This is a genomic window from Modestobacter marinus (assembly GCF_011758655.1).
GTDB classification, from domain to species: domain Bacteria; phylum Actinomycetota; class Actinomycetes; order Mycobacteriales; family Geodermatophilaceae; genus Modestobacter; species Modestobacter marinus.
Genome location: NZ_JAAMPA010000001.1, coordinates 2,326,869 through 2,353,110, shown reverse-complemented (window position 1 = coordinate 2,353,110; position 26,242 = coordinate 2,326,869). Strand labels below are relative to the sequence as shown.

The following is a 26,242-nucleotide window of genomic DNA, read 5'->3' as shown; positions in this document are numbered from 1 at the left end:
GACCCTAGACCCGCCGCAGCCGCGCCGGAACGGGTCCCGGCACGGCCTCTCCGGGACCCAGCGCCGCCCCGGACCGAGGGGTGAGCCGGACGATCAGGAGGGCAGCGGCCAGGCGTTCTTCTGGCAGCCCTGCAGGCCGAGGGTCTGCTGCTGCATCACCGGGGCCGGCTGCCCCGGGCCCGGGCACGGCTCGTGGCCGTGGCCCAGGACGTGCCCGACCTCGTGGTTGACCACGTACTGCCGGTAGGTGGCGACGTCACCGCCGTACTCGGGGACGGCGGTCTCCCAGCGGGCCAGGTTGACCACCGCGCGCTCGCCGTAGCGGCAGGACGTGTAGCCGTTGGTGCCGACGCCGGGGCAGTAGATCTCCATGCTGCCCGGGCTGATCAGGCTGACCCGGAACTCGTAGGCACCGGCCGCGGCCTCGGCGGCACCCACCCGCTGGAAGGACAGCCCGCCGTTGCCGCCCCAGGACCGGGGGTCGCCGAGGGTGGCCTCGACCGCGGCGGCGAACGCGGCGCCGTCGACGTCGATGCCGTCCTCGACCTCCACGACGAAGCGCTCCAGCGGCCCGGTGCCGTACACCCCGGACGTGCCGTCGACCACGCTGACGCTCCCGGCACCCTGCTCGACGTAGGCCGGTGCGGCGGGTGCGGTCTCCCCCGGCGGCGGTGCCGGTGTGCTCGGCACCCCGGCCGGGACGTCCTCGACGTCGACGACCGGTGGCGTGGTCGGCGCGGACGTCTCCACGGCCTCGGCCGAGGCCGTGGAGGTGGGGCCCTCCCCGCCGCCGGGCCGGACGACGTCGATGAGGGCCAGGAGGGTCGCGACGGCCAGCACCGGGACGGCGTAGGCGCGCCAGCCGTACCGGCGGACGAACCGGCGGAACCGGCCGCGCGGCAGCACGGTGGGGCGTCCGGTCGGGGCGCGGCGCGCGACCAGCGGCTCCCCTGCCGGACGTCGTCCGGACGGACGGGGTCCCGGGCTCGTCACGGCGGCCAGGCTCTCACGCCACACCGGTCCCAGGGCGGACGCCGTCCGGGCGCGGCGCCGTTCCGGGACGCCCGGTCACACCTGCCCGGCCGGGAGGTCGGCACCGCCGACGGGGTCGGTCGCGCGGACACCGGCGGCGTCCTCGGCCAGACCGAGCACCGCCCGGGCGGTGGGCTCCGGGGCCTCCAGCATCGCCAGGTGCCCGATGCCGGCCTGCACCTGCAACCGGGCGTCGGGGAGCACCTCGGCCAGCCGCGGCGCGAGCTCGGGGTCGACCAGCTTGTCCCGGTCACCCCAGACCACCAGGGACGGCGCCCGCACCGACCGGGCCATCCGCCAGGCGTTCGCCCGGCCCACCCGCAGGTAGGAGCTCATCAGGCCGCGCAGGCTGCGGGTGAGCGCCTGGCCCGCCCAGGGCTGGGCGTCCCGCCGCCGGGTCTCCTCCACCGCCTCGGCGACGCGCTCCGGTGGCACCCGGCCCGGGTCGCCGAAGCACATCTGCAGCAGGCCGCGGACGCGCTGCTCCGGGCTGGCGCCGGCCAGCCGCCGTTCGGCGAGCGCAGGCACGCCGGGCAGCAGCACCAGCGCGATCGCCCGGTCGAACGCCGCCGGCACCCGGTAGACCGGCATGGCGGCGGAGATCAGGGTGAGGGTGGCGACCAGGTCCGGACGGCGGGCGGCGACCCAGACGCTGACCAGGCCGCCGAGCGAGTTGCCCACCAGGTGCACCGGACGCCCCTGCCCGGGGCCGGGCCGGGCGACGATCCACTCCAGGACGTCGACGACGGCCTGCACGTGCCGGTGGATGGAGTAGCGCGGCGGCGGGGCCGACTGGCCGAACCCGGGCAGGTCCAGGGCCCAGCCGTCGAACCGGACGGCCAGCAACGCGGCCAGGTCGGTCCAGTTGGTCGAGGCGCCGCCCAGGCCGTGCACGTAGAGCGCCCGCTCGTGCGGCGCCTCCCCCTCGGCCGGGTCGCTGCCCGGCAGCGGGCCGCACCAGGGCGTGTGCCGGACGAAGACCTCCCCGCCGGTGATCGGCACCATCGCACCGGGCCAGGGCGGGAGGAGGGCACCGGGCCGCGGCAGCGGCACCGAGGACAGCCGGGCGTCGTTCACCTACCCGACGGTAGAACACCGGGGTGTCGGTCCTGCCGTGCCCGGCCGGGGTGGGACGCCGTCGGCACGACGCGCCGGTAACATCGCCGGGCCATGCGACCCAGCCGACCCGCGCCCGCGCCTCCGCCGCCGGCTGCCCCCCGCACCCCCGCCCCGCGCACCGCGCGCCTGCCGCGGGGTGCCCGGCGGCTGCAGCTGCTGCGGGCCGCGCAGGACGTCTTCGTCGCCCAGGGGTTCCACGCCGCGGCGATGGACGACATCGCCGATCGGGCCGGGGTCAGCAAGCCGGTGCTCTACCAGCACTTCCCGGGCAAGCGGGAGCTCTACCTGGCGCTGCTGGAACAGCAGGTCGACGAGCTCACCGACCGGGTCCGCGAGGCCATGGCGGGCACGGAGTCCAACCGCGAGCGGGTCGACGGCGCGGTGGGTGCCTACTTCGACTTCGTGGACGCCGACGGCGAGGCGTTCCGGCTGGTGTTCGAGTCCGACCTGCGCAACGACCCCGACGTCCGGCGGATCGCCGACCGCGGCGCCCGGCAGTGCATCGAGGCGATCGCCGAGGTCATCGCGATGGAGACCGGCGCGGACCCGGAGCGGGCGCTGCTGCTGTCCGCGGGGATGACCGGGCTGGCCGAGACGAGCGCGCGGTGGTGGCTGGCCCGCAAGGGCACCCTGTCCCGCGACGAGGCCGTGTCCCTCGCGTCGTCCCTGGGCTGGCGCGGCATGTCGGGCTTCCCGCTGCGCGAGGACGCCGACTGAGCTCCGCCGTTCGCTGACGGCTGACCGGTTGGACCGGCTGCCTCCCGGGGGGCTGGACTAGCGTGGGAGGCCAGTAGCCGGACCTGAGGAGGCATCCCCGCGTGGAAGTAAAGATCGGTGTCCAACACTCCCCCCGCGAGCTGGTCATCGACAGCCCCAAGAGCCCGGACGAGATCGCGGCCGAGGTGTCCAAGGCCATGACCGGGTCCAAGGACGGCCTGCTCACGCTGGTGGACGAGCGCGGCCGGCGCATCGTCGTCCCGACCGACCGGATCGCCTACGTCGAGATCGCCGAGGCCGACCAGCGCCGGGTGGGCTTCATCAGCAGCTGAACGACCGCACCACCGCACCACCGCCGACAGGGCGTCGCCGCACCGCGGCGGCGCCCTGTCGCGTCTCCCCCCTCAGGGGTTGAGGCCGAGGGCCTGCATCCGGGCCGAGTGCGCGGTGGTGAGCCGCTGGAGCAGCCGGGCGACCCCGGTCAGGTCCCCCGTGCCGGCGATGAGCAGGTCGGCCAGCTGCTCGTGCTCGGCGATGACCGCCTGGGACTGGGTCAGCGCCTCACCGACCAGCCGCCGCGCCCACAGCGCCAGCCGACCGGTGAGCGTCGAGTCGGCGAGGATGGCGGCCCGGACCTCCCGCAGCGCGAAGTCGGCGTGCCCGCTGTCGTCGAGGACCTCCTCGACCAGCGCCCGGTCCGGCTGCGGGAGGAAGGCCGCGACCTCGCGGTAGAAGTCGGTGGCCAGCCCGTCGCCGACGTAGGCCTTGACCAGCCCCTCCAGCCAGGTGCTCGCCCGGGTCCCGTCGTGGAAGGCGTCCAGCGCGGCGACGAACGGGGTCATCGCCTCGGCCACGTCCACGCCGAGCTCGCGCAGCCGCTGGGTCAGCCGCTCGTGGTGCCCGATCTCGGCCGCCGCCATCCGGGCCAGCGCGGCTCGGCCCTCGAGCGTGGGCGCCAGCCGGGCGTCCTCGGCGAGCCGGTCGAACGCGGTCAGCTCGGCGTAGGCCAGCACGCCCAGCAGGTCGATCACCGCCGGCCGGACGGCCGGCTCGCTCCGGCCCTGGTCCTGGCCCTCCTCGACGCTGGTCACGGTTCCCCCTCCTCGTGCCCCACCGGCGCGGGGACGCGCCGCCGGCGGCCGCTCGACGCCTCCTGGGCCCGTGTCGCACGGCAGCGCAGCGAGGTTAACGGGCAGGTCACGCTAGGATGGAATCGGCGAGCCGCCAGGTTCGTTGTTCGTGCGCAACTTCCGTGTGCGCTGATGACCGCCGGATCACCTCCTCGAGGCCGGCCCTCCGAGGGCCGTCTCCCGGGCAGTCTGCACTCGACGCCCGGTCTGCTGGCCGCGTCGGCGCTTGGATCGAACATCCCGGAACCGACCCCGGGACCGGCGAGCGAGTCGGGCAACGCCGGAGCTCGAGACCGAGCTCAGGCACCGACGACGCACCGCGGTCCCCCACCAGACCGAGGCGAGAGAACTGACCTCCACCGAGAACACCTCCACTGCCACCACCACCCCCGCCGCTCCGGAGCTGGAGCACGCCGAGACCGGCGCGCCCGCCCCCGAGGAGCTCGAGCAGCAGGTCGAGGAGCTGGGCGGCGCGCCCGTCGCCCCCGACAGCCCGCTGTTCAGCGACTTCGACGTGCACCCCGACATCGTGGCCGCGCTGGCCGAGGTCGGGATCACCCGCACCTTCGCCATCCAGGAGCTGACCCTCCCGCTCGCCCTGGCCGGCAACGACCTCATCGGGCAGGCCCGCACCGGCACCGGCAAGACGCTGGGCTTCGGCGTCCCGCTGCTGCAGCGCGTCGTCCCCGCCGCCGAGGGCGGTGACGGCGTCCCGCAGGCGCTGGTCGTCGTCCCGACCCGCGAGCTGTGCGTGCAGGTCTCCCGCGACCTGGCCGCCGCCGGCGCCAGGCGCGGCATCCGGGTGCAGGCCATCTACGGTGGCCGCGCCTTCGAGCCGCAGGTCGCCGCGCTGCAGGCCGGCGTCGAGGTCGTCGTCGGCACCCCCGGCCGGTTGCTGGACCTGGCCCAGCAGGGGCACCTGATCCTGGGCAAGGTCCGGGGCCTGGTCCTGGACGAGGCCGACGAGATGCTGGACCTCGGCTTCCTGCCCGACATCGAGCGGATCCTGGCGATGGTCCCGGACAAGCGGCAGACGATGCTGTTCTCCGCGACGATGCCCGGCCCGATCGTCACGCTGTCGCGGTCCTTCATGACCCAGCCCACGCACATCCGGGCGCACGGCAACGACGAGGGCTCGACGGTCCCGCAGACCACCCAGTTCATCTACCGGGCGCACAACCTGGACAAGCCCGAGCTGCTGTCCCGGGTGCTGCAGTCCCGCGACCGCGGCCTGGTGATGGTGTTCTGCCGCACCAAGCGCACCGCGCAGAAGGTCGCCGACGAGCTCGTCGACCGCGGGTTCGCCGCGGCGGCGGTGCACGGTGACCTCGGCCAGGGCGCCCGCGAGCAGGCGCTGCGCGCCTTCCGCGCCGGCAAGGTCGACGTGCTGGTCGCCACCGACGTCGCCGCCCGCGGCATCGACGTCACCGGGGTCAGCCACGTCGTCAACTACCAGTGCCCGGAGGACGAGAAGACCTACGTGCACCGGATCGGCCGCACCGGCCGGGCCGGCAGCACCGGCGTGGCGGTCACCCTGGTCGACTGGGACGACATCCCCCGCTGGCAGCTGATCAACAAGGCGCTGGACCTCGACTTCGCCGACCCGCCGGAGACGTACTCCACCTCGCCGTGGGTCTACACCGACCTGGACGTGCCGACCACGGCCACCGGCCGGCTCCCCCGCGCGCAGCGGACCCGCGAGGGCCTGGGCGCGGAGACCCTGGAGGACCTCGGGGAGACCGGCAAGCGCCAGCGCACCGGCGGCGGTTCGGCCGGCCCGGGCCGCACCGCCCCCGCCACCGAGGAGGCCCCGCCCACGGTCGGGCCGCGCAAGAGCCGCCCGCGGCAGCGCACCCGGGGCAACGGCGCAGCGGCTGCGGGAGCCGCGGCGGCGATCGACGGTCCGCCGACCGACCGGGACACCCCGGCGATGGCCGGGTCCACGGACGGCGGCGAGGGCGGCGGCCGGCCGCGCCGGCGTCGTCGGCGCGGTGGTCGCGGCGGCAGCGGCGGCTCGGAGTCCGCGGCCTGATGGCGGGCCTGCCTTCCCCCCGACCCCCACGCCACTCGGGTCGGGCCCCGGGAGGCAGGCCGTTCCAGCACGTCCCCAGGCGGCGGCCGCCCCTGCGGTTCTGGGTCTGGACGGCGGTCACCCTCGCGGTGGCCGCCGTCGCCGTCCTGCTGTGGCGCACCTCCGACGTCGCGGCGACGTCCCGCACGACCGCGGCGCCGGCCGCCGTCCCCGACGAGGCACCGGCAGCCGAGCTGGCGCAGGCCTGGTCGGAGACCACCGGCCCCGCCGCACCGCGGCAGGCGGTGGAGAGCGGCCGGGTGCTGGTCACCGACGAGCGGGGCGTGGCCATGCTGGACGCCGCGACCGGTGCGGAGGCCTGGCACTACCGGCGGGCCAACGCCACCCTGTGCGATGCGACGGCGGTCGACGGGATCGTCGTCGTGGCCTTCCGCACCACCGGACGCTGCAACGAGCTGACCGGCCTGGACGCCGCCACCGGCGACCGGGCGTGGTACCGCAACGTCCGGTTCCGCACCGACGTCGACCTGGCGAGCACCAACCAGGTCCTGCTGGCCAGCAGCCCGACCGGGATCGTCACGATCGACCCGGTCGGCGACGACACCCGGTGGCGGTACGCCCCGCCGGAGGGCTGCCGGATCGTGGGGTCCGACGTGGGCAGCTCCGGGGTGGTCGTGCTGCAGCGGTGCAGCGGCCTGGCGGCGGTGCAGGTCCGGTTGCTCGACGGGTTCGCCGGCGACGTCCTGTGGACCCGGGACCTGGAGGTCGGCACCGACCCCGCCCGGCTGGCGGGCGTCGACCGGCTCGTCGACGTCGTCGTCGGCGACCGGGTGCACGTGCTCTCCCCCGCCGACGGCACGCTGCTCGGCGAGGTCGAGCTCCCGGCCCGGCCGGCCGGCCAGGACGCCGGGACCGAGCCGCTGCAGCAGGTCGGCGTCGCCGACGTGGCCCTGCTCTGGGCACGCGGTCAGCTGCTGGCGCTGGACCAGACGACCGGGCAGCCACGCTGGCAGCTGCCCGCCCTGGGGCTGCCCGCCACCGGCGAGGAGACCGTCACGGTGCCCGAGGCGGGGGCGTTCGTGGAGCGCAGCCTCGCGGACGGGTCGGAGCTCCGCCGGTGGTCCACCGCCGACGAGGTCCCGGCCGGGGGGCGGACGTCGCTGGTCGGTCCGGTCGTCGTCTACGCCACCGACACGGCGGTGCTCGCACAGACCTAGCGGGACGGACGGGGGTCAGCCGACCCGGGTGGCTGCGGAGCGGATCGCGTCCGCGAGGTCGCGAGGCCGGCTCCACATGGGCCAGTGCCCGGTGGGGAGGTCGATGACGTCGAGCTGCTCGAGGTCGGCGACCTCGGCGAACACGGGGTGTCCTGCCCGGGCCAGCTCCAGCACCTGTGCGCTCGGCATCGAGCAGCACACGAGCGTGGTCGCGACCCGCCGGCGTGCGTCGTTCGTGAGCTCCACGGGCTGACGGAGCACGGGACCGGGCTCGGGCACAGCCCTCGCCCGGAAGCGTTCGAGGACCTCCGGGCTCAGACCCGCGAGGCTGGCCTGCTCCCCGAGGACGTCGAAGGGCGGCAGCGGGAGCTCCCGCACCGTCGCCGGCATGTCCGGAGCGAAGACAGCTCCCGGCGCGACCGGCCCGGAGTCGACCCACACCACCCGGTGGACGAGCTCAGGGTGCCGGTCCAGGACGAGGCTGACCGGGGCGTTGGCCCCGCTGTGCGCGACGAGGACCGCCGGCTGGTCCGCGGACACCCCGGCCGCGGCCATGGTCTGCTCGATCGCCGCTGCCTGGTCGTCGAGGGTCCTGGACGAACGCCCGGGGTCCTGCTCGTCGAGCCCGGGGAGCGTCATCGGGACGACCCGCCCGTCGTCGGCCGCCAGGTGCTCCAGCACCTCGTCCCACGCCCAGGCACCCAGCCAGTGGCCGGCGATCAGGAGGGTGGTCGGGCTGCTCGTCGTCGTCGTCATGCCCCGATCGTCCTGGGCCGCCCGGACAGGTGCATGTCACCATCTCTGTCATGAAATCCGGCGGGTCGGGAGGATGAAGCGCGCGGAACGCCTCCACGCACTGTCCGAGATGTTGCGCCGCAACGGCGCGCGGGGATGCACCGCCCAGCGGCTGGCGACCGAGTTCGACGTGTCCGTGCGAACGGTCAAGAGGGACCTCGCTGCACTGGAGAACAGCGGCGCGCCGATCTGGTCCCGTCCCGGACCCGGCGGTGGGTACGGGTTCACCACCGGCGGGTCCCTGCCGCCCGTCAGCCTCTCCCCGGCCCAGGCGGTGGCGCTCCTGGCGGCCGTCTCCGCGGCACCCGAGGCCCCCTACGGCGATCTGGCCTCGGCCGCGGTCGAGAAGATCATGGACGTCCTCGATCCCCGGACCCGGGCGAGGGCCGACGAGCTCGCGCGCCGCGTCTGGGTCGACGCGCCGCCGTCCAGATCGCGCGCCGTCAGGTCAGCGCTGGAGGCGGCGATGGCCGAGCAACGGGTGGTCCGGATCCGCTACACCGCGATCGACGGCACCACGACCACCCGCGACGTCGAGCCCGTGTCGTTCGCCTCCACGAACGGCCAGTGGCACCTGATCGGCTGGTGCCGGCTGCGCGACGCCATGCGGTGGTTCACCGTGTCCCGCATCGAGCGGGCCCGCGCGACGACGATCGCCTGCACCGGTCACACGATCGACGAGATCGGGACACCGCCGCCGAACGCCCGACCGGTACACGGCCTCGGCACCTGAGGTGCTCGGTCGCCGTGCCTGGTCACGCACTGCGGCGCGGGGCCCGACGGCGAGGCACACTCGGGGCATGGTCCTGCCTGGAGGCTCCGAGCACACCGCCCCCGACGACCTCCGCCAGCTGGCGGTGCACGACGCGGCCCGGGTGACCTTCCCCGGCCGTTCCGGACCGTTGGCCGCCCTGGACACCGGCCCCTGCGACGGACCGACGGTGCTGCTGGTGGCCGGCTACACCGGCAGCAAGGAGGACTTCGCGCCGTTGCTGTCGCCGCTGGGCGAGGCCGGGGTGCGGGCCGTGGCGATGGACCAGCGCGGGCAGTACGAGTCCCCCGGCCCCGACGACCCGGCGCAGTACTCGGTGGCCGAGCTGGCCGCCGACGTCGTCGCCGTCGCGCGGCAGCTGCACAGGGAGACCGGCAGCCCGGTGCACCTGCTCGGGCACAGCTTCGGCGGCCTCGTCGCCCGCGCGGCGGTGCTGGCCGAGCCGGCACTGTTCGGCACGCTCACCCTGCTGGGCAGCGGTCCCGCCGCGCTGACCGGGCCCCGGGCCGAGCTGCTGGAGCACCTCCCCCCACTGCTGGCGGCCGGCGGTGTCCAGCTGGTCAGCGACACCCTGGACGAGATGGCGATGACCGACCCCCGGGCGCAGGCGGTGCCCGCGCCGACCCGGGAGTTCCTCACCCGCCGGTTCCTGGCCAACACCGCCGCCGGGCTGCTGGGCATGGCCGACGCGATGCTCGCCGAGCCCGACCGGGTGGCCGACCTGGCTGCGACCGGCGTCCCGGTGCTGGTGACCCACGGCGTCGCCGACGACGCGTGGAGCCCCGCGGTCCAGGCGGAGATGGCGGCCCGGCTGCACGCCCGGCACGAGGTCATCCCGCAGGCGGTGCACTCCCCCGCCATCGAGAACCCGGCCCGCACCCTGCAGGTGCTGGTCACCTTCTGGAGCGACCCGCACGGCTCGCCGGCCACCGCCGACGACGACGCCGCCGGGGCACTGCGGTGAGGCCGACCCCGTCGGTCAAGGACTTCACCGAGCAGGAGGACCTGCTGGGTTTCTTCGGGCCGGACAGCGTCACCTGGCGGGTGCACAGCGACCCGGCGTTCTCGGTGGGCGGCATCCGGGCGCTGCTGCTGCAGGCGCTGCACCCGGTGGCCATGGGCGGCGTCCACCAGTTCTCCACGGCCTTCGCCACCGACCCGTGGGCGCGCCTGACCCGCACGGCCGAGTACGTCGCGACGCTGTCCTTCGGCACCCGGCGGGACGCCCTGCGGCAGGTGCGCCGGGTGCGCGGGCTGCACCGGGGGAAGTCCGGGGTGGAGGAGACGACGGGCCGGCACTTCAACGTCGACGACGCCGACCTGCTGCTGTGGGTGCACAACTGCGAGGTCGACTCGCTGCTGTCCACCGCCCGCCGGGCCGGGGTGCCGCTGACCGACGCCGACGCCGACCGGTACGTCGAGGAGCAGGTCGTCGCCGCGGTGCTGGTGGGCGCGGAGGAGGCCGACGTGCCGCGCACGGTCGCCGAGCTCGAGGCCTACTTCGACCGGGTCCGCGCCCAGCTGGCGGTCACGCCCGCGGCGCGCACCGCCTCCCGCTTCATCCTGGTGCCGCCGATGCCCGGCTGGGTGCAGGTGCTGACCCCGGCCCGCCCGGCGTGGAGCACGCTGGCCTCCCTCGGCGCGGCGACGCTCCCCGGCTGGGCCCGCCGGCTCTACGGCCTGCCCGGGTTCGGGCTCACCGACACCGCGGCGACGGCCGGACTCAGGGCGTTCCGGCAGACCGCGCTGGCCGTCCCGGCCCGGGTGCGCGAGTCGCCGATCGTGCGGGCGGCCCGGGAACGGGTGGCCGCGGTGGAGCCGCTCAGCGCCTGAGCGGGCGGCTCCCGGCCGGGTCCCGCGGTGCCGGGTCGTCCCGGGCCGCGGCGGCGGCCAGCACGAACGCCACGGGGAGGAAGAACAGGCCGACGCCCAGACCCAGCACCAGTGACCAGCCGAGGACGACCGCCGCGCCGGCCCAGGCGACCGCCCGGGCGTACCGGGTGCGCGAGGTCAGCACCACGACCAGGCAGACGACGACCGGCAGGCCGAGCAGCAGGAACGCGAACGCCCCCGCGTCCCGCCAGACCTCGGCGGCCAGCCAGGCGGCGACGAGGACGGCCACACCGAGCGCGGACCAGCGCAGCACCGCCGACCTCCCCGACTCGTCCGTCACCTGCACCCCGAGTCTGGTCAGCGCCGGGGACCCGGGCAAGCCGGTCACCGGCGGCCGGGCACCAGCACCCGGCGCGCAGCGGCGAGGACGGCGTCGGCCACCCGGTCCAGTGACGGCGACCGCAGCCGCCACTGCTGCCAGTGCAGGACGACGTCCACCGCACCGTCCGGGTCGAGCACCGTCAGGTCGCCGTCGGTGTCCTGCAGGTCGGGGACCATGCCCCAGCCCATCCCGAGCCGGACCGCGGCGAGGAAGTCGGCCGAGGAGGGCACGAAGTGCATCGGCGGCCCGGCGGGGTCGACGCCCCGGGCCCGCAGGTGCGCGTGCTGCAGGTCGTCGCTGCGGTCGAAGACGACGACCGGTGCCCGGGCCAGGGACTCCGCCGTCCCGCCGTCGGCGAACCAGCGCCGGGCGAAGGCAGGGGTGGCCTGCGGCCGGTACCGCATGCTGCCCAGCCGGGTCGACGTGCAGCCGGGCACCGGGTCGGCGTCGCCGGTCACCGCGGCCATCACCGTGCCGGACCGCAGCAGCGTGCTGGTGTGCGCCTGGTCGGCGCGGTGCAGGTCGAGGGCGAGGTCACCGGCCAGCGGCGCCAGCGCGGGCAGCACCCAGGTGGCCAGGGAGTCGGCGTTGACCGCGATCGGCAGGGCGACCGGACCGTGCGCCGCTCCGTCCAGCTCGCGGGTCGCGTCGGCGGTGAGCAGGTCGATCTGCCGGGCCAGCCGGAGCAGCGCCTCACCGGACTCGGTGGGCCGGACCGGCCGGCTGCGCACCAGCAGCACCCGGCCGGTCGTGGTCTCCAGGGCCTTGAGCCGCTGGCTGATCGCCGAGGGCGTCACGTGCAGGGCGCGGGCGGCGGCGTCCAGGGTGCCGGTGGCGACGGCCGCCTCCAGCGCGCGCAGCTGGGCCAGGTCGAGGTCCACGGCCACCATCAGACACGCTTCAGGTGCATCAGGAAAGTGAGCTGGCCTTCCGTAGGAGGACCGACCTAGCGTGGCCGGCATGTCCCCCGCCCTGCTCGCCGCCGCCGCCGGACTGGGGCTCGGGCTGTCGCTGATCGTCGCGATCGGGGCGCAGAACGCGCTCGTGCTGCGCCAGGGCCTGCGCGCCGAGCACGTGGCCGCTGTCGTCGCCGTCTGCCTGCTCTCCGACGTCGTCCTGATCGCGGCCGGGGTGGGCGGCGCGGGCACCCTGGTCAGCCGGGCGCCCGGGGTCCTGACCGCCGTCTGCTTCGGCGGCGCGGCGTTCCTGCTGGTCTACGGCCTGCTGGCGGCGCGACGAGCGCTCCGGCCGGCCGCCCTGCTGCCCGACGCGAGCGGCGCGCGCACCGGCCTGGCGGTGACCGTCTCCACCGCCCTGGCGCTGACCTGGCTCAACCCGCACGTCTACCTCGACACCGTGGTGCTGCTCGGGTCGCTGGCCGGCACCTACGAGGAGCGACGCTGGTGGTTCGGCGCCGGCGCCGCCCTGGCCAGCGCCGTCTGGTTCGTCGGCCTCGGGTACGGCGCCCGGCTGCTGCGGCCGGTGTTCGCCCGGCCCGGTGCGTGGCGGGTGCTGGACGCCGGCATCGCCGTCGTCATGGTCACCCTGGCCGTGTCCCTCGCCGTCCGCGGGGCGACCGGCGGCTGACCGCCGTCGGTCTCGCACCGTTGTGCGCCGGCCGGGTCCGGCGCTACGGTCGCCGCCATGACTGCCGGGTCGGCCTCGAGCCGTGAGCGAGTCGGGTACCCGGCCCGCACGTGACCCCGGGGCGGCCCCGCGGGCCGCCGCTCCCCACACCTCCCCGCGCCCCGTGTCCACACCGGTGGCGCCGCGCCCGCACCGCGACCCGATCCCGGCCCGAGCCGGTCCCCCTTGCGCACTCCGGCCTCCTCCGGCCGGTCCCTCACCCCTTGCGAGCACCCGTGCCCACTGCTGCCCTGCACCACATGATCGTCCCGGTCACCGACCGGGACGCCGCCGTCGCCTGGTTCGTCGACCTGCTCGAACTGCGTGAACCGTGGCCGGACGGCTTCTTCTGCTCCGTCCAGCTCGACGACTCGATCGTGCTCAACTTCGCCGCCGCCCCGGCCGTGGAGCCGCTGCACCTGGCCTTCCTGATCGGCGAGGAGCACTTCGACCGGATCCGGGCCCGATTCGACGCCGACGGGACGCCCTACACCGCCGACCCACCCGGGCGCCGTCCCGGAGAGGTGGGCGAGGTCAACCCCGACGGCAGCGGACGACGGCTGTACTTCCGCGGCCCCGACGGCCACCTGCTGGAGGTGCTGACCGCCCGCTACACCGACGTGCCGGCCGGCTCCGCAGCGGGCTGACTCACCCGTCCGCCGGCACCGGCTCGGGAGGCAGGAAGCTCCACGTCTCCCGGGCCGGGGCGGCCGCCTGACCGGTCGGGCAGCTGGATCGGAAGTCGCACCAGCTGCACTGCTGGCCGGGCACCGGCGGGAAGGCCTCGTCGACGTCGGCACCGGCGTCCAGCGCCTCGGTGGCGGTGCCGATGTCGGCGGCGATGTCCTCGGCCCGGCGGACGTGGTTGGCCAGCGACCGGTCGGTGTGCTCGAAGGCGGCGACGGTGCCCGACGGGAGGTGGTGCAGCTCGACCCGGCTGCACGGACGGCGCAGCGTGCGCCGGACGCCGAGCACGTACAGCGCCAGGGCCGGTGACCCGCGGGCCTCGTCCTCGGTGCTGGGCACCCGGCCGGTCTTGTAGTCGACGACCACGAGCTCGTCGCCGCGCCGGTCGATCCGGTCGACCCGGCCCGACAGCGCCAGCGCCTCGGTGGTGGCGCCGACCGTGCGCTCGGTGCCGGCCGGCTCGTCGGCGGGGTCGAGCTCGGCGACGTAGTCGGTGATCCAGGCCGCGGCCCGGGCCCGCCACTGCGCGGCCTGCTCGTCGTCCCGGAAGCCGGCCCGGGACCAGCCGCTGTACAGCAGTTGCCGGGCTGCGGCCGGGGTGCGCTTCTCGACCGGCAGCTCGTACCAGGAGCGCAGTGCGGCGTGCACCGCCGAGCCCACGGTGTTGTGCGCCCACGGCGGGCCCTTCGGCGGGCTGGGCCGGGCGAGGTAGGCGAACCGGTACCGGCGCGGGCAATCGGCGAAGGTGGCCAGCTTGCTGGGCGTGCAGGAGAACAGCCGCTTGGGCATGCCGGGCATCTCCAGCTGGTCGCTCACCGGTCCCCCTCCGCTCCCACGCCGCCACGGTAGCCGGGGGCACCGACGGGTTCAGCCGGTGAGCACCGTGCTGCCGGTCCCGGCGGCCAGCAGCGCCTCGTACTGCTCCGGGTCGGTGGTGCAGGCGCCGATCGGGGTGCGCTTGTTGGTGCCGTGGTAGTCGCTCGATCCGGTCTGGATCAGCCCCAGCCCGGCGGCCAGGGCACGCAGGTACGCCCGCTGGTCAGGGGTGTGGTCGGGGTGCTCGACCTCCAGGCCGAGCAGCCCGGCGGCGGCCATCTCGGCGATCGCGTCGTCCCCGACGACCCGGCCCCGCGAGGTCGCCAGACCGTGGGCGAACACCGGCACCCCGCCGGCGGCGCGGACGAACCGGATGCCGTCGAGCACGTCGGTGTCGGCCTTCGCCGCGTAGTAGGGACTGCCGTGGTGCAGCAGCGTGGCGAACGCGTGGTCGACCGAGTCGACGACGCCCGCCTCGACCAGCGCCCGGGCCACGTGCGGCCGCCCGACCACCCCGCCCTCGCTGCGCGCCACGATCTCGGCCCAGGCGACCGGGTAGCCGTCGGCGGCGAGCGCGGTGACGATCCGCTCCCCCCGGCTCAGCCGCTCCTCGCGCAGCCGGACCCGCTCGGCGGCGAAGGCCGGGTGCAGCGGGTCGAACAGGTAGGCCAGCAGGTGCACGCTGATCGGCGGCTCACCGGCGGGGAAGTACCGGCAGGACAGCTCCATCCCCGGGACCAGGGTCACCCCGGACGGCCGCGCCGCCTCCGCCAGGGACCAACCGGCCGTCGTGTCGTGGTCGGTGAGGGCGACGACGTCCAGCCCGGCCGCGGCCGCGGTGGCGACCAGCGCGGCGGGGCTGTCGGTGCCGTCGGAGACCGAGGAGTGGGTGTGCAGGTCGATGCGCACGCCCCCAGCCTGCCGCACCGGCGCAGGACCCGCCGCAGGTGGTCGGGCGGGCCGGTCAGGACGGCGGGCGGGTGCGCGGGATCGGGGCGGTGTCGTAGCGGCGCCCCGACTGCACCGGCGGCGGCATGTGCTGCTCGGGGGCGTCGCCGTCCCCCCGGTCGTCGGCGCCCATCGACCCCTCGGCGTCCTCGTCGGAGCTCACCGGGTTGGTGGAGGAGTCGGTGCCGAACATCAGCTCCGACAGCCGCTTGTACAGCGCGTTGGCGTGCGGCAGGAAGGTGATCTCGTCCAGGCCCTGCGCCTGACCGGCGGACTCGAAGCGGAAGGTGCCGTAGCCGAGCACCTGCCCCCAGCCGGTCTCCTTCCAGGTCAGGTCGGTGATCCGGCGCAGGGGCATGACCGCGACGGTCCGGATGAAGACCCCCGAGGTCATCAGCACCCGGCGCCGGGTGACCAGGAAGTGCCGGACCCACCACTCCCCGACGTGCAGGCCGAGGTAGAGCAGCGCGCCCAGCACGACGAGCAGACCGAGGAGGGTGGAGAACCGGTTGTCCGGGTCGAGCTGGAGGAACCACACGCCGACCGCGAACGCCGGGACGCCGCGGACCGCCGGGCGCGCCAGCACCGCCCAGTGCCGGCGGGTGGCGATGACCGGCGGCTCGTCGGAGAGCAGGTACTTCTCGGCGTCCTTGCCCCAGCGGGGCCGCCTCGTGCGAGGGCCGGACACGGCCGCGCTCAGACCAGGGATTCCACGAAGGCCGACAGCGAGTCGGCCGCGTCACTGAGCGCGCCACCGGCACTGCGCACGATGCCGGCCGCGTCCTCGGGCCGCTGGATCACGTAGAAGACCACGAACGCGATGGCCAGCCAGGTGAGCACCTTCTTCAGCAAGGTCGCACCGTTCCCTTCCTCAGGTGGCCAGGCGGACTCGACGGCGACCGGCTGGCGGACCGACGGCAGTGCACCTCGACGGCCGTCCGGACCGCGGCCCCATGAGTAACAGCCGCACCACCCGCACCACCACTCGCCACGCCGACCGGGTGTCGAACGGATCGAGACCGGCCGCTCCGTCCGGGTCCGCTCACCGGCCGGGCAGCAGCCGGTCGGTCATCGGGCCGAGCGGGAGGTCGGGGTAGACCCGGTCGCGCAGGTCGAGCAGGGCGAGGTCCTCGGCCAGCAGCCAGGCCGCCGACGCCGGCCAGGTGACCAGCCACAGCCAGACCCCGTGGGCCTCCCCCACGTAGGCGGCCCGGTCCTCGCCCACCGGCACCAGCCACAGCGGCACCCGCTGCCCGGCGGCCTCGACCGCGACGGTGGAGGGGCCGCCGACCAGGTCTCCCGGGTCGACGCCGGGCAGCCCCGCGTAGCCGCAGCCCAGGCCGGTGCCGGGCTCCTCGGCCACGAGCACCAGCTCGGCCGAGCCACCGAGCGGGGCCGGGCCGGCGCAGGCGACGACGATCGCCCGGGCTCCGGGCTCACCGCCCCAGGCCAGCCCGGTGACCGCCCAGCCGCGGGGCATCGGGTCGGGCACCCAGGCGGGGACCCGGGCATCGGCGCACACGGCGCTGATCGCGTCGTGGGCGACCACGGCGGTGTGGTGCAGCGGGGTGACCGCGGCGTGCACGTGACACCAGCCCTCGCCGGTCACGCCGGGGCGGACGGTCAGCGCCTCGCCGCAGCGCGGGCACACGGGGGAGACACTCATCGCCGCTCACCGTCCTGTTCTGCCGGGGGTTCGTCAAGCATCGGTCAGCGTGGACCGCGTACGGGCACCGGGTCGCCGGCCGCCGCCCCTACCCTCGGCCGGGTGGACGATCTGCGGCCGGAGGTGGCCTGCGTCGGCGCCGTGGTGCACGACGAGCGTGGCCGCTTGCTGCTGATCCGCCGGGGCCACGACCCCAGCGCGGGCCTGTGGTCGGTGCCGGGCGGGCGGGTGGAGCGCGGGGAGTCCGAGGCCGACGCCGTCGTGCGGGAGACCGCCGAGGAGACCGGGCTGGCCGTGCACCCGGTGCGGGTGCTGGGCCGCGTCCGGATCGACGGGGACGGCGTCGTCTTCACCGTCACCGACTGGCTGTGCACCGTGGCCGGATCCGGACGGCAGCCGGTGGCCGGCGACGACGCCGACGACGCCACCTTCGTGGACGCCGCCGGGCTGGCCGCGCTGGAGCTGGCCCCCGGTGTGCTCACCGCGCTGTCCGGCTGGGGCGTGCTCCCCTCCTGAGCGGGCGGCCGGACGGGTCAGCGCCGGACGGGTTCGGGACGCCCGGGCTGCTCCCCGCCCCGGGTCTCGCCGTAGGACCGCTTGGGGACCATCACCTTGCGGCGGAAGACGCAGACCACGGTGCCGTCCTGCTTGTAGCCGATGGTCTCGACGTGGACGACGCCCCGGTCGTCCTTGGAGCGGGACTCGGTCTTGTCCAGCACGGTGGTCTCGCCGTAGACCGTGTCGCCGTGGAACGTCGGTGCGACGTGCTTGAGCGACTCGACCTCCAGGTTGGCGATCGCCTTGCCGGAGACGTCCGGGACGCTCATGCCGAGCAGCAGGGAGTAGACGTAGTTGCCGACGACGACGTTCTCGCCGAAGTCGGTGGTCTCCGCGGCGTAGTGGGCGTCCAGGTGCAGCGGGTGGTGGTTCATGGTGAGCAGGCAGAACAGGTGGTCGTCGTACTCGGTGACCGTCTTGCCGGGCCAGTGCTTGTAGGTGGCGCCGACCTCGAACTCCTCGTAGTACCGGCCGAACTGCATCAGGCTGCTCCCACTGGTCTCTCATCGGGTGACGGACGACGCAGGTGGGACTGCCGGGGCGCCCGGGTGCGGACACGCCACCGGAGCGCCCACCACGGAGCGACGATGACCCGTCTGGACGGGCGCCGATCCTACGATGGCCCGGTGCACCTGCAGTCCGCCCCCGAACTGCCGGCCGAGGCCGAGGTCGAGCGCCTGACCCCGGGTGGGCGGCGCGCCCGGCTCGCCGCCGCCGGGGTCGTGCTCGCCCTGTTGCTGGCCGGAGCGGTGTGGGGGGACGACGACACCTTCCCCTTCGGCCCCTTCCGGATGTACTCCACCCGCGCGGACCCCGACACCCCGGTCGTCTCCACCCGGGTCGTCGGGCTGACCGCGGCCGGGGAGGAGGTCCGCCTCTCCGGCGGCGAGGTGGGGCTGCGCCGAGCGGAGTTCGAGGGCCAGCTGCCCCGGATCCAGCAGGACCCCGCCCTGCTCGGGCTCCTCGCCGACTCCTACGCCGAGCACCACCCCGACGCCGAGGAGCTGGTCGAGGTGCAGGTCGTGCAGCGCCGCGTCGAGCTCTCCGACGGCCAGCCGACCGGCGCCTCCACCGACCGGGTGCTGGTCGAGTACGAACTGGAGGACGGCGAGTGAAGACCTCCGCCACCACCCCACCGGTGCGCCCCGAGACGGCCCCGGCCTTCCCCGGCACGCCCCGCTGGTGGTTCCGGCCGGTGCCGCTGGCCCGGATCGCGGTCTTCCGGGTGATCGCCTACCTGTTCATCCCGGTCGACGTCTTCCTCACGACGGCCTGGGTGCGGGCCCACGCCGACGTGCCCACCGACTGGTACGCGCCCCTGCTGATCGGCCGGCTGCTGGACCTCCCCACCCCCACGCACACCCTCGTGCTGGTCGTCCAGTGGGCGCTGGTGATCGCCGCGGTGGCCGCCGCCACCGGCCGGGCACCGCGACTGCTCGGCTTCGCCGTCTTCCTCCTCTACTCGGAGTGGATGGTCATCGCGATGAGCTACGGGAAGGTCGACCACGACCGGATCGCCTTCCTGGTCGCCCTGGCGGTGCTGCCGACCATCGGGCGGGCGCGGCTGCGGGACCGGCGGTCCTCCGAGGCCGCCGGGTTCGCGATGGCGGCCGTGCTGGTGACCGTGATGCTCACCTACTTCCTCGCTGCCTGGGCGAAGATCCGGTTCGGCGGCTGGGACTGGGCGACCGGTGCCACGATGACCCGCGCCGTGGTCCGCCGGGGCACCGACCTGTCGATGTGGACGCTGGACGTGGCCTGGCTGCTGCCCACCGTGCAGTGGGTGATGATCGCCCTGGAGCTGGCCGCCCCGCTAATCCTGCTGGTGCGCACCGACCGGGCCCGGATCGGGCTGGTGCTCTTCCTGCTCGGCTTCCACGTGATGGTCTACGCCGGCGTCGGGATCATCTTCCTGCCGCACTGCATCGCGATCCTGTCGATCCTGCCGTGGGAGCGGCTGTCGGTGCTCCAGCGCCGGGAGTCCCGGGCCGGGCTCCCGGCGGTGCCCGGGGCTCCTGCCCCGGGCTGACCTGCCCGGCCGGCGTCCGCGGTCTGCCGTGCCCGGCCGGCGTCCGAGGTCGGCCGCGCCCGGCCGGCGTCCGAGGTCGGCCGCGCCCGGCCGGCGTCCGAGGTCGGCCGCGTCCGGCCCGCGTGGAGCGGGCCTCGGCGGCGTCAGATCATGGCGCCGATCCGGGCGGCCATCTCGGCCTCGTGCTGCTGGTAGGCCGAGGCCACGCTGGTGAGCAGCTGGCCCATGCCGGTGAGCGCCTCGCTCACCCCCTGGCTGGACAGCCGCCACTTCTCGTAGAGCTCGCTGAACTGCACCGCGGCCTGGCTGTCGGTCCAGCCCTCCAGCACCGAGCTGTTGATCCCGGCGGACAGCGTGGCGTGCCGGGCCGACGTGTCGGCGGCCTCCGCCTGGCACCGTCCGGCCATCGTGCCCAGCGTCGCGATGTCGACCTTCATGGCTCCTCCTCAGCTGCCGGGCCTCTCCCGGCGGGGTCCGAACCTAGGGCTGCCGGGGCGCGTACGACCGTGGCTGTCCACAGCCGGCCCGGTCGTCCACAGATGTCGATCGGGACCCCCGCGGCCCCGCCGGTCCCGGCACGATCACCGGGGTGGCCAGGTCCCCGGTGCGGTGTCCCGCATGACGTCGGCGCCCGTCGAGCACACCACCCGCTGCTGGACGGTGCAGGTGCCCGGCGGCGTGCTGGACGTCGAGGTCCGGGCACCCGAGGAGGCGGTGCTCGGCGACGTCCTGGCGTGTCTGTCCGAGCGGCTCCGCCTCCCTCGGGCGCAGGTGTTCTCCGGGTCCAGCGCCCTGCCGGCCGGCACCCCGCTCACGTCGGAGGTCCTGCGCCACGGCGCGCTGCTCGGCTGGGGTCGCCCCGGCCCCCGCGAGCCGGCCGACGGAGGTGCGCTCGAGCTGCACGTGATGGCCGGGGCGGACGCCGGCCGGACCGTCGCGCTCGGCCAGGGCGAGCTCGTCGTCGGCCGCGGCGCAGCCTGCGGGCTGAGGCTCGAGGACCCGGACGTCTCGCGGCGTCACGTGGTCGTGTCCGTGGCCGAGGGCCGGGTCACGGTCGCCGACCTCGGTTCCTCCAACGGCACCACGCTGACCGACCGCTCCGGGGCGACCGCCCCCGTGGGCACCGCGGCCCAGGAGTGGTCGGTCGACGCGACGCTCCGGGTGGGCGCCAGCGCGCTCCGGCTGACCGGCCCCCGCGGCGCCGGCCTGGAGTGCGCCGCGGCGCCGGCGGGACGGGTGCACGTCCGCCCGCTCCCCTGGTCCCCCGCTGCTCCGGGGAGCACGACGGTGCTCCGGCCGGCGCCACCGTCCGGGCCGTCCCGGCGACGGCTCGGCTGGGTCGCCGTCGCGCTCCCCGCGTTCGGCGGGGTCCTGATGGCCTGGCTCCTCGCCACCCCGCACTTCCTCTTCTTCGCCCTGCTGAGCCCGGTCGTCGCCGTGGCCAGCTGGTCGTCGGACCTGCTGTCCGGCCGCCGCGGCCACCGCCGGGAGGTCGCCGAGCACGCCGTGACGCTCGCCCGGGCCGAGGCCGAGGTCGGCCAGGCGGTCGCCGCCCACCGCGCGGCGCAGGAGGCCGAGCACCCCGACCTGGCCGTGCTGGCCGCCGCGGCACGTCGGCGCAGCAGCCCGCTGTGGTCCCGGGCCGGCACGGCCACCGGGCCGCTCGGCGTGCGACTGGGCACCGGTCCCGGCGCCACCACGGTCACCACCGCCGAACCCGGCGGGGACCGTTCCGCCGTCCTGGCCGAGCACCTGCCCGTGGCGCTGCCGCTGCCCGCCGGCACCGGTCTGGGGATCGTGGGACCGCGGCCGGCCGTCCTGGGCGTGGCCCGCGCGGTGGTGTGCCAGCTGACCGTGCTGCACCCTCCGGCGAGCCTGCGGATCGTGCTGGTGAGCGGCGCGGACGAGCTCGCGGACTGGCGGTGGTGCCGCTGGCTGCCGCAGCTGCAGGGGGTCGTCGTCCCGGGCCGGCCGGTCCCCGACGGGCTGCTGGCCGCGTCGTCCCGCGCCCCGACCGACGGAGCCGCCGCCGAGCCGCGGACGGTGGTCGTGCTGGACGGCCCGGTCGACTCAGCGACCGCCGCCCTGCTCGCCGGGGCCGCCGACCAGGTCGTGTGGCTGGAGCTGGGCGGGTCCGAGACCGCCCTCGCGCTGCCGGCGCTGGCCCGCCTGCAGGTCGCCGGGGAGACCGGCACCGGAGGCCGGTTGCGGCTGCCCGGCGCCGACCAGGAGCGGCCCGTCGAACTGGACGCGATCAGTCCGGCGACGGCCGACCGGATCGCGCGGGACCTGGCCCGGCTCGCCGTCCCGGCGTCCACGGGCGAGCTGCCCGCGGCGGCCCGACTGCTCGACCTGCCGGCCACCGGGCTGCGCCTGGCGGAGCGCGACGAGCCGGTGTCCGGCACCTGGGACCGGGTGCGCAGCCGCCTGCTGGCCACGGTGGGCGTCACCGGCGAGGGGCCGGTGACGATCGACCTGGTCGCCGACGGCCCGCACGCGCTGATCGCCGGCACGACCGGCGCCGGCAAGTCCGAGCTCCTGCAGACCCTCGTGGCCAGCCTGGCCCAGCACCACCCACCGGACCGGTGCAGCTTCCTGCTCATCGACTACAAGGGCGGCGCGGCGTTCGGCGAGGCGGCGGCGCTCCCGCACACGGTGGGAATGCTCACCGACCTGGATCCGCAGTCCACGGCGCGGGCGTTGCGGTCCCTGTCGGCGGAGCTGACCCGCCGGGAACGGCTGCTCGCCGAGCACGGCGCGCGGGACCTCGCCGCGCTGCCGGCGCCGGTCGCCGCGAGCCGCCTGGTGATCGTCGTCGACGAGTTCGCCACCCTGGCCGAGGAGCTCCCGGGCTTCGTCAGCGGCCTGGTGGGCATCGCCCAGCGCGGCCGGTCCCTCGGCGTGCACCTGGTGCTGGCCACACAGCGCCCGGCCGGGGTGGTGAGCCCGGAGATCCGGGCGAACTGCTCGCTGCGAATCTGCCTGCGGACCACCGACGAGGTCGACGCCCGGGACGTGCTCGGCAGCGCCCTGCCCGCGCACCTGCCCCCCGACCGGCCGGGCCGGGCGTACCTGCGGACCGGCAACGGGCCGGCCGTGCTGCTGCAGGTGGCGCAGGTCTCCGGCCGGCCGGCACCGGCCGTGGCGCCGCTGACCGTCGCCCGGTGCACCTGGCCGCCCCTGCCACGTCCAGCACAGCCAGGTCGACCGCAGCCCGGGCGGCCCGGCGGCGAGGGCCCCAGCGACCTGCAGCGGCTGGTCGGCGCACTCGCGGAGCGGACGCGGGCGGAGGGGATCAGCCCGCCGCACCGCCCCTGGCTCCCCCCGCTGCCCGACGAGCTCCCCGCGGCCCTGCTCGACCGCGGGGCGGCGGAGGCGCCGGCGGTCCGGCTCAGGATCGGCCTCCGCGACTCCCCCGACGCACAACTGCAGACCCCGCTGGAGCTGGACCTGGCGGTCGGTGGTGGCTGGCTGTTCGTGGGCGGCCCCCGCAGTGGGCGGACGACCGCACTGCGCACCGTGCTGGGCGAGGCGGTCCACCACCTGCCGCCCGGCCGCCTGCAGGTGCACGTGCTCGACCACGGCGGCGGGGGCCTCGCGGGGGCAGCCCGCGGCCTGCCGCACACGGGCACGGCCGTCGGCCGGGACGACGCGCACCGCACGGTGCGACTGCTCGCCCGGTTGACCGAGGAGGTGGACCGGCGCCGCGGCGGTGGCGGGGGACCCGGCCCGTTCCTCCTGCTGCTGGTCGACGGCTATGAGAGCGTCGCCGCGCAGCTGGAGACGGCCGATCCCGCCACCGGCGCCGCGGGACTGCTGCGGCTCGCCCGGGACGGGGCCGCGGTCGGCCTGACCGTCGCGCTCACCGCCGAGCGCGCCGTCCCCGGTGGCCGGCTGGCCGGCGCCGTCCGGGAGCGCCTGGTGCTGCCGCTGCCCGACCGGGCCGACTACGCGGTGGCCGGGGTCGCCGCGCGGGCGGTGCCCGGTCACCGGCCGCCCGGTCGCGCCCTGGTCGGCGAGGAGGCCGCCGAGTGCCAGCTGGCACTCCCCCGCACTCCGCTCGTGCCGGCGGTCGACCCACCGGGGACGGTGCACGGCGAGCCGCCCGTCCGGGTGGTCGAGCTGCCCGAGGACCCACGTCTGCCGCTGCCCGCCCCCGCAGGCGCCGGAGCGGCCGGCGACGGACCGTGGACCTGGTGGTTGCCGGTCGGCCCCGGCGGCGACGGCGGCGGGCCGGTCGGCGTCGACCTCGCCCGCACCGGCGGCCTGCTGGTCGTCGGGCCACCGGGCAGCGGCCGGTCCAGCGCCCTCCGCGCCCTCGGCGCGCACGGCCGGTCGGCCGGGGCCGCCGTCCTGGACCTGGTCGCCTCGCCGGCACCCGCAGCGGCCGCCGAGGAGAGCTCAGCGGCCGACGGCGCACCGGCTCCCCACTGCGCCCAGCTGTCCACCAGGGACACCACCGGGGTACGGAGCTGGCTGGCCCGGCACGAGGGGCGCCGGGTCCTCGTCCTCGTCGACGACCTGAGCTCGCTCGCCGACGAGGTCGCCGACGTGCTGACCTCGTCGGGCGCCACGCCCGGCCACCTCGCGGTCGTCGGCGCCGGGACCGCCACGGAGGTCGCCGGGGCCTTCCGCGGTCCGGCGGCCGCGCTACGCCGTGGCCGCGCGGCCCTGCTGCTGCGGCCGGCACCCGGGGACGCCGATCTGCTCGGGCTCCGGTTGCCCCGGACCCCGCTGCCCGCGCGGCCGGGCGCGGGCTGGCTGGTCACCCCGCAGGAGGTCACGCGGGTTCAGGTCGCCCGGCACCGCACCGGGCCGGCCGATGCGTGAGGAGGACCGGCCGCTCAGAGCAGCTCGAGCGCCGGGCCGATCTCCTGGGTCGCGTACCAGGCCAGCTCGTGGCCCTCCGCCTGGTCGACGACGAACTGGGCCTCCTCGCTCCCCAGGTCGGCCTCCAGCACGACGGCGGTCGCGGCGCGGACGTCCGCCTCCGCCTCGGCTCCGTCGATGTGGGCGCTGGCGATGTCGGAGAGGGCCAGGCCGGCCGTGGTCCGCGCGGCACCCGCGTCGGCCCCCTCGTCCTGGATGGGGGTCACCGAGGTCTCCGGGACGTCCGCGGCGAGCACCACCCGGCGGCGGGCGGCCGACGGGTCGACGTCCATCAGCCGCAGGCTCGCCCGCGCCGCGGCGAGCAGGGCCGCGTACTCCAGCTCCTCCTCGTCGTCGCTGAGCTCGTAGAAGTCCCGCAGCTGCGGGGTGACCGTGAAGACCGTGTGCGGTCCCTCCAGTCGGCCCTCGTCGAGCAACCGCTGCAGCACGGTCGTCGTGGCCGGCAGGTACACGCGCACCGGGTTCGCCTCCTCCAGGTCGAGAGTTCCAGCGACGTCAACGTCGCCGACCCGACGATCTTCCCAGGCCCCGCTGCCGGTGCCGGGGCAGCGGGGCAGGCGTCAGCTCGACGCCTCCACCAGGTAGGCGATCTCCTGCTCGATGAGGTCGGCGAGGACGTCGACGTCGCTGACGCTGTCCCGGTCCGCGTTCAGCCCGAAGTAGACGGTGCCGTCGTAGCTGGTCAGCCCGATCGCCAGCCCCTGACCACGGACCAGGGGGACCACCGGGTAGACCTCCACCATCCGCGCGGAACCGGCGTAGAGCGGCACCTGCGGACCGGGCACGTTGGTCACGACCAGGTTGAACAGCCGACGGGAGAGCCCGCTGGCGGCGCGGGCACCGAGGGCGTGCAGCGTCGGCGGCGCGAAGCCGGAGAGGGCGCTCAGCGTGTCCGCACCGACCGACTGACCGCTGGGCGCCAGGCCCCGCATCGCGAAGCTGATCCGGGCCAGCCGCACCCGCGAGTTGGGCTCCCCCACCGGCAGGTCGACCAGGAAGGAGCGCACCTCGTTGGCCGCACCGTCCTCCTCGGCCCGCACCGACACCGGCACCAGGGCCCGGATGGACGTGCTGCCCACCACCGGCTCCCCCCGGGAGAGCAGCCACTCCCGCAGCGCGCCGGTCACCGAGGTCAGGAGCACGTCGTTGACCGTGCCCCCGTGCGCCTTGCGCACGGTCCGCAGGTCGTCCAGCGAGGCGCGGGCGACGGCCACCCGGCGCTGCCGCCCGATGGGCGCGTTCAGCGGGCTCGTCGGAGCCGGGGACACCGCGGTGCGGGCCACGGCGGCCACCAGCCCACCGGCCACGCCGGCCCAGCGGGTCGCCGTGGCGCGCAGGTCGCCCGCCGCCGTCCGGGCGGTCTCGAGCACCGCCGAGGGACGCTGCAGGTACTCCTCCACCGCCTCCCAGACCAGGGCGGCCGAGCCCGGGGGACGGCGCGGGCGCCACTCGCCCGAGTCGGTCGGCGCGGAACCCGCGTCCGGGTCGGGGTCGAGGATCACCTGCCCGATGTCGATCGCCCCGAGCCCGTCGACGAGCGCCGGGTGGGTCTTGGTCACCACCGCCGTCCGGTCCCCGGCCAGCCCCTCGACGAGGTACATCTCCCAGAGCGGCCGGCTGAGGTCCAGCGGCCGGGCGGTGAGCCGGGCGACCAGGTCCAGCAGCTGTTCCTCGGTGCCCGGACGGGGCAGTGCGGACCGCCGGACGTGGTAGGTCAGGTCGAAGTCGGGGTCGTCGACCCAGGCCGGGTTGGCCAGGTGGCCGGGCACCTCGAGGACCTTCTGCCGGTACCGCGGCACCAGGGGGAGCCGGGTGCGCACCAGCTCGATCAGGGCGTCGTGGTCCAGCGTCCCCGACGGGCACTCCAGGACCAGCACCGCACCGACGTGCATCGGGGTGCCCGGTTCCTCCAGGTACAGGAACGACGCGTCCAAGGCGGTGAGCCGCTCGACCAACGTGACCTCCCTCACCGGCGGTGCCTCCACGCTACGGG

28 protein-coding genes are annotated in these 26,242 nt (G+C 76.0%); 13 read left to right on the top strand and 15 right to left on the bottom strand.

What is annotated here, in order from left to right; genetic code table 11:
- Positions 1-93 precede the first annotated feature (93 nt).
- Together FB380_RS11190 and FB380_RS11185 are read right to left on the bottom strand one after the other, a co-directional pair.
- Complete coding sequence (locus tag FB380_RS11190) at positions 94-993, bottom strand: DUF3152 domain-containing protein (protein WP_229682112.1); 900 nt, start codon at positions 991-993, stop codon at positions 94-96.
- A gap of 75 nt (positions 994-1,068) precedes the next feature.
- Positions 1,069-2,109 carry an alpha/beta fold hydrolase gene (locus tag FB380_RS11185; RefSeq protein ID WP_166755110.1) on the bottom strand — a complete coding sequence of 347 codons (1,041 nt, stop codon included), beginning with the start codon at positions 2,107-2,109 and terminating at the stop codon, positions 1,069-1,071.
- Between the two features lie 93 nt (positions 2,110-2,202).
- Between FB380_RS11185 and FB380_RS11180 the strand changes: the two genes are divergently transcribed.
- On the top strand, positions 2,203-2,868 hold the full coding sequence (locus FB380_RS11180; RefSeq protein WP_229682113.1) for a TetR/AcrR family transcriptional regulator: 666 nt from the start codon (positions 2,203-2,205) through the stop codon (positions 2,866-2,868).
- A gap of 101 nt (positions 2,869-2,969) precedes the next feature.
- Positions 2,970-3,200 carry a DUF3107 domain-containing protein gene (locus FB380_RS11175; protein WP_036340369.1) on the top strand — a complete coding sequence of 77 codons (231 nt, stop codon included), beginning with the start codon at positions 2,970-2,972 and terminating at the stop codon, positions 3,198-3,200.
- Between the two features lie 72 nt (positions 3,201-3,272).
- Here the strand turns inward: FB380_RS11175 and FB380_RS11170 are convergent, their stop codons facing one another.
- Positions 3,273-3,959 (bottom strand): ferritin-like fold-containing protein, encoded by a 687-nt coding sequence (locus FB380_RS11170; protein ID WP_166755109.1) that lies wholly within the window; start codon positions 3,957-3,959, stop codon positions 3,273-3,275.
- 265 nt (positions 3,960-4,224) lie between these two features.
- Here FB380_RS11170 and FB380_RS11165 point away from each other — a divergent pair, with 265 nt between their 5' ends.
- Together FB380_RS11165 and FB380_RS11160 are read left to right on the top strand one after the other, a co-directional pair.
- On the top strand, positions 4,225-6,030 hold the full coding sequence (locus tag FB380_RS11165; protein ID WP_229682114.1) for a DEAD/DEAH box helicase: 1,806 nt from the start codon (positions 4,225-4,227) through the stop codon (positions 6,028-6,030).
- 128 nt (positions 6,031-6,158) lie between these two features.
- Entirely contained in the window at positions 6,159-7,247 is a 1,089-nt protein-coding gene (locus tag FB380_RS11160) for an outer membrane protein assembly factor BamB family protein (protein WP_229682115.1), read from the top strand.
- A gap of 15 nt (positions 7,248-7,262) precedes the next feature.
- Here the strand turns inward: FB380_RS11160 and FB380_RS11155 are convergent, their stop codons facing one another.
- On the bottom strand, positions 7,263-8,003 hold the full coding sequence (locus tag FB380_RS11155; RefSeq protein WP_166755107.1) for an alpha/beta fold hydrolase: 741 nt from the start codon (positions 8,001-8,003) through the stop codon (positions 7,263-7,265).
- Positions 8,004-8,076: 73 nt separating this feature from the next.
- Between FB380_RS11155 and FB380_RS11150 the strand changes: the two genes are divergently transcribed.
- From FB380_RS11150 to FB380_RS11140, 3 genes are all read left to right on the top strand, one after another.
- Complete coding sequence (locus tag FB380_RS11150; protein WP_166755106.1) at positions 8,077-8,775, top strand: helix-turn-helix transcriptional regulator; 699 nt, start codon at positions 8,077-8,079, stop codon at positions 8,773-8,775.
- Positions 8,776-8,842: 67 nt separating this feature from the next.
- On the top strand, positions 8,843-9,778 hold the full coding sequence (locus tag FB380_RS11145) for an alpha/beta fold hydrolase (protein WP_166755105.1): 936 nt from the start codon (positions 8,843-8,845) through the stop codon (positions 9,776-9,778).
- Positions 9,775-10,647, top strand: coding sequence for an oxygenase MpaB family protein (locus FB380_RS11140; protein WP_166755104.1), 873 nt, complete (start codon positions 9,775-9,777; stop codon positions 10,645-10,647). The genes FB380_RS11145 and FB380_RS11140 overlap by 4 nt, the downstream gene beginning before the upstream one ends.
- Here the strand turns inward: FB380_RS11140 and FB380_RS11135 are convergent.
- Both FB380_RS11135 and FB380_RS11130 read right to left on the bottom strand, forming a co-directional pair.
- Positions 10,637-10,987: a hypothetical protein gene (locus FB380_RS11135; RefSeq protein ID WP_166755103.1), complete on the bottom strand. Its 351-nt coding sequence runs from the start codon at positions 10,985-10,987 to the stop codon at positions 10,637-10,639. The two genes, FB380_RS11140 and FB380_RS11135, sit on opposite strands and share 11 nt — an antisense overlap.
- A 44-nt stretch (positions 10,988-11,031) precedes the next feature.
- A complete protein-coding gene (locus FB380_RS11130) occupies positions 11,032-11,910 on the bottom strand; it encodes a LysR family transcriptional regulator ArgP (RefSeq protein WP_188959606.1) in 879 nt (292 codons plus the stop codon).
- A 79-nt stretch (positions 11,911-11,989) separates the two neighbouring features.
- Here FB380_RS11130 and FB380_RS11125 point away from each other — a divergent pair, with 79 nt between their 5' ends.
- Positions 11,990-12,616 carry a LysE/ArgO family amino acid transporter gene (locus FB380_RS11125; protein WP_166755101.1) on the top strand — a complete coding sequence of 209 codons (627 nt, stop codon included), beginning with the start codon at positions 11,990-11,992 and terminating at the stop codon, positions 12,614-12,616.
- 275 nt (positions 12,617-12,891) lie between these two features.
- Entirely contained in the window at positions 12,892-13,302 is a 411-nt protein-coding gene (locus FB380_RS11120; protein WP_166755100.1) for a VOC family protein, read from the top strand.
- 1 nt (position 13,303) lies between these two features.
- On the opposite strand, the gene FB380_RS11115 is transcribed toward FB380_RS11120, so the two are convergent.
- The 5 genes from FB380_RS11115 to FB380_RS11095 form a co-directional block, all read right to left on the bottom strand.
- Entirely contained in the window at positions 13,304-14,158 is an 855-nt protein-coding gene (locus FB380_RS11115; RefSeq protein WP_229682116.1) for a RecB family exonuclease, read from the bottom strand.
- 51 nt (positions 14,159-14,209) lie between these two features.
- Positions 14,210-15,067: a PHP domain-containing protein gene (locus FB380_RS11110; RefSeq protein ID WP_166755099.1), complete on the bottom strand. Its 858-nt coding sequence runs from the start codon at positions 15,065-15,067 to the stop codon at positions 14,210-14,212.
- Between the two features lie 55 nt (positions 15,068-15,122).
- The gene (locus FB380_RS11105) at positions 15,123-15,794 is read right to left on the bottom strand and encodes a PH domain-containing protein (protein WP_166755098.1); all 672 of its coding nucleotides are present in this window, start codon (positions 15,792-15,794) and stop codon (positions 15,123-15,125) included.
- Between the two features lie 8 nt (positions 15,795-15,802).
- On the bottom strand, positions 15,803-15,958 hold the full coding sequence (locus tag FB380_RS11100) for a hypothetical protein (RefSeq protein ID WP_166755097.1): 156 nt from the start codon (positions 15,956-15,958) through the stop codon (positions 15,803-15,805).
- A 190-nt stretch (positions 15,959-16,148) separates the two neighbouring features.
- On the bottom strand, positions 16,149-16,772 hold the full coding sequence (locus FB380_RS11095) for a DUF6758 family protein (RefSeq protein ID WP_166755096.1): 624 nt from the start codon (positions 16,770-16,772) through the stop codon (positions 16,149-16,151).
- A 102-nt stretch (positions 16,773-16,874) separates the two neighbouring features.
- On the opposite strand from FB380_RS11095, the gene FB380_RS11090 reads away from it, so the two are divergent.
- Positions 16,875-17,288 carry an NUDIX domain-containing protein gene (locus tag FB380_RS11090; protein ID WP_166755095.1) on the top strand — a complete coding sequence of 138 codons (414 nt, stop codon included), beginning with the start codon at positions 16,875-16,877 and terminating at the stop codon, positions 17,286-17,288.
- A 17-nt stretch (positions 17,289-17,305) separates the two neighbouring features.
- Here FB380_RS11090 and FB380_RS11085 read toward each other — a convergent pair whose 3' ends face one another.
- Complete coding sequence (locus tag FB380_RS11085; protein ID WP_166755094.1) at positions 17,306-17,812, bottom strand: MaoC family dehydratase; 507 nt, start codon at positions 17,810-17,812, stop codon at positions 17,306-17,308.
- A gap of 144 nt (positions 17,813-17,956) precedes the next feature.
- On the opposite strand from FB380_RS11085, the gene FB380_RS11080 reads away from it, so the two are divergent.
- On the top strand, positions 17,957-18,445 hold the full coding sequence (locus FB380_RS11080; RefSeq protein ID WP_166755093.1) for a hypothetical protein: 489 nt from the start codon (positions 17,957-17,959) through the stop codon (positions 18,443-18,445).
- Positions 18,442-19,359 carry an MFS transporter permease gene (locus FB380_RS11075; protein ID WP_229682117.1) on the top strand — a complete coding sequence of 306 codons (918 nt, stop codon included), beginning with the start codon at positions 18,442-18,444 and terminating at the stop codon, positions 19,357-19,359. The genes FB380_RS11080 and FB380_RS11075 overlap by 4 nt, the downstream gene beginning before the upstream one ends.
- Before the next feature lie 143 nt (positions 19,360-19,502).
- Here the strand turns inward: FB380_RS11075 and FB380_RS11070 are convergent, their stop codons facing one another.
- Complete coding sequence (locus FB380_RS11070; RefSeq protein ID WP_166755092.1) at positions 19,503-19,796, bottom strand: WXG100 family type VII secretion target; 294 nt, start codon at positions 19,794-19,796, stop codon at positions 19,503-19,505.
- Between the two features lie 181 nt (positions 19,797-19,977).
- Between FB380_RS11070 and FB380_RS11065 the strand changes: the two genes are divergently transcribed.
- Positions 19,978-24,189 carry an FtsK/SpoIIIE domain-containing protein gene (locus FB380_RS11065; RefSeq protein WP_166755091.1) on the top strand — a complete coding sequence of 1,404 codons (4,212 nt, stop codon included), beginning with the start codon at positions 19,978-19,980 and terminating at the stop codon, positions 24,187-24,189.
- A gap of 14 nt (positions 24,190-24,203) precedes the next feature.
- Here FB380_RS11065 and FB380_RS11060 read toward each other — a convergent pair whose 3' ends face one another.
- Together FB380_RS11060 and FB380_RS11055 are read right to left on the bottom strand one after the other, a co-directional pair.
- Complete coding sequence (locus FB380_RS11060) at positions 24,204-24,707, bottom strand: DUF6912 family protein (protein ID WP_166755090.1); 504 nt, start codon at positions 24,705-24,707, stop codon at positions 24,204-24,206.
- A gap of 102 nt (positions 24,708-24,809) precedes the next feature.
- On the bottom strand, positions 24,810-26,219 hold the full coding sequence (locus FB380_RS11055) for a WS/DGAT/MGAT family O-acyltransferase (RefSeq protein WP_229682118.1): 1,410 nt from the start codon (positions 26,217-26,219) through the stop codon (positions 24,810-24,812).
- Positions 26,220-26,242 lie beyond the last annotated feature (23 nt).

What these genes read in the sequence shown, in the direction of transcription:
- FB380_RS11095 (WP_166755096.1), bottom strand. Translation starts at nt 16,772, where the DNA reads ATGAGTGTCTCCCCCGTGTGCCCGCGCTGCGGCGAGGCGCTGACCGTC.
- FB380_RS11150 (WP_166755106.1), top strand. Translation starts at nt 8,077, where the DNA reads ATGAAGCGCGCGGAACGCCTCCACGCACTGTCCGAGATGTTGCGCCGC.
- FB380_RS11180 (WP_229682113.1), top strand. Translation starts at nt 2,203, where the DNA reads ATGCGACCCAGCCGACCCGCGCCCGCGCCTCCGCCGCCGGCTGCCCCC.
- FB380_RS11085 (WP_166755094.1), bottom strand. Translation starts at nt 17,812, where the DNA reads ATGCAGTTCGGCCGGTACTACGAGGAGTTCGAGGTCGGCGCCACCTAC.
- FB380_RS11155 (WP_166755107.1), bottom strand. Translation starts at nt 8,003, where the DNA reads ATGACGACGACGACGAGCAGCCCGACCACCCTCCTGATCGCCGGCCAC.
- FB380_RS11125 (WP_166755101.1), top strand. Translation starts at nt 11,990, where the DNA reads ATGTCCCCCGCCCTGCTCGCCGCCGCCGCCGGACTGGGGCTCGGGCTG.
- FB380_RS11070 (WP_166755092.1), bottom strand. Translation starts at nt 19,796, where the DNA reads ATGAAGGTCGACATCGCGACGCTGGGCACGATGGCCGGACGGTGCCAG.
- FB380_RS11065 (WP_166755091.1), top strand. Translation starts at nt 19,978, where the DNA reads ATGACGTCGGCGCCCGTCGAGCACACCACCCGCTGCTGGACGGTGCAG.
- FB380_RS11145 (WP_166755105.1), top strand. Translation starts at nt 8,843, where the DNA reads ATGGTCCTGCCTGGAGGCTCCGAGCACACCGCCCCCGACGACCTCCGC.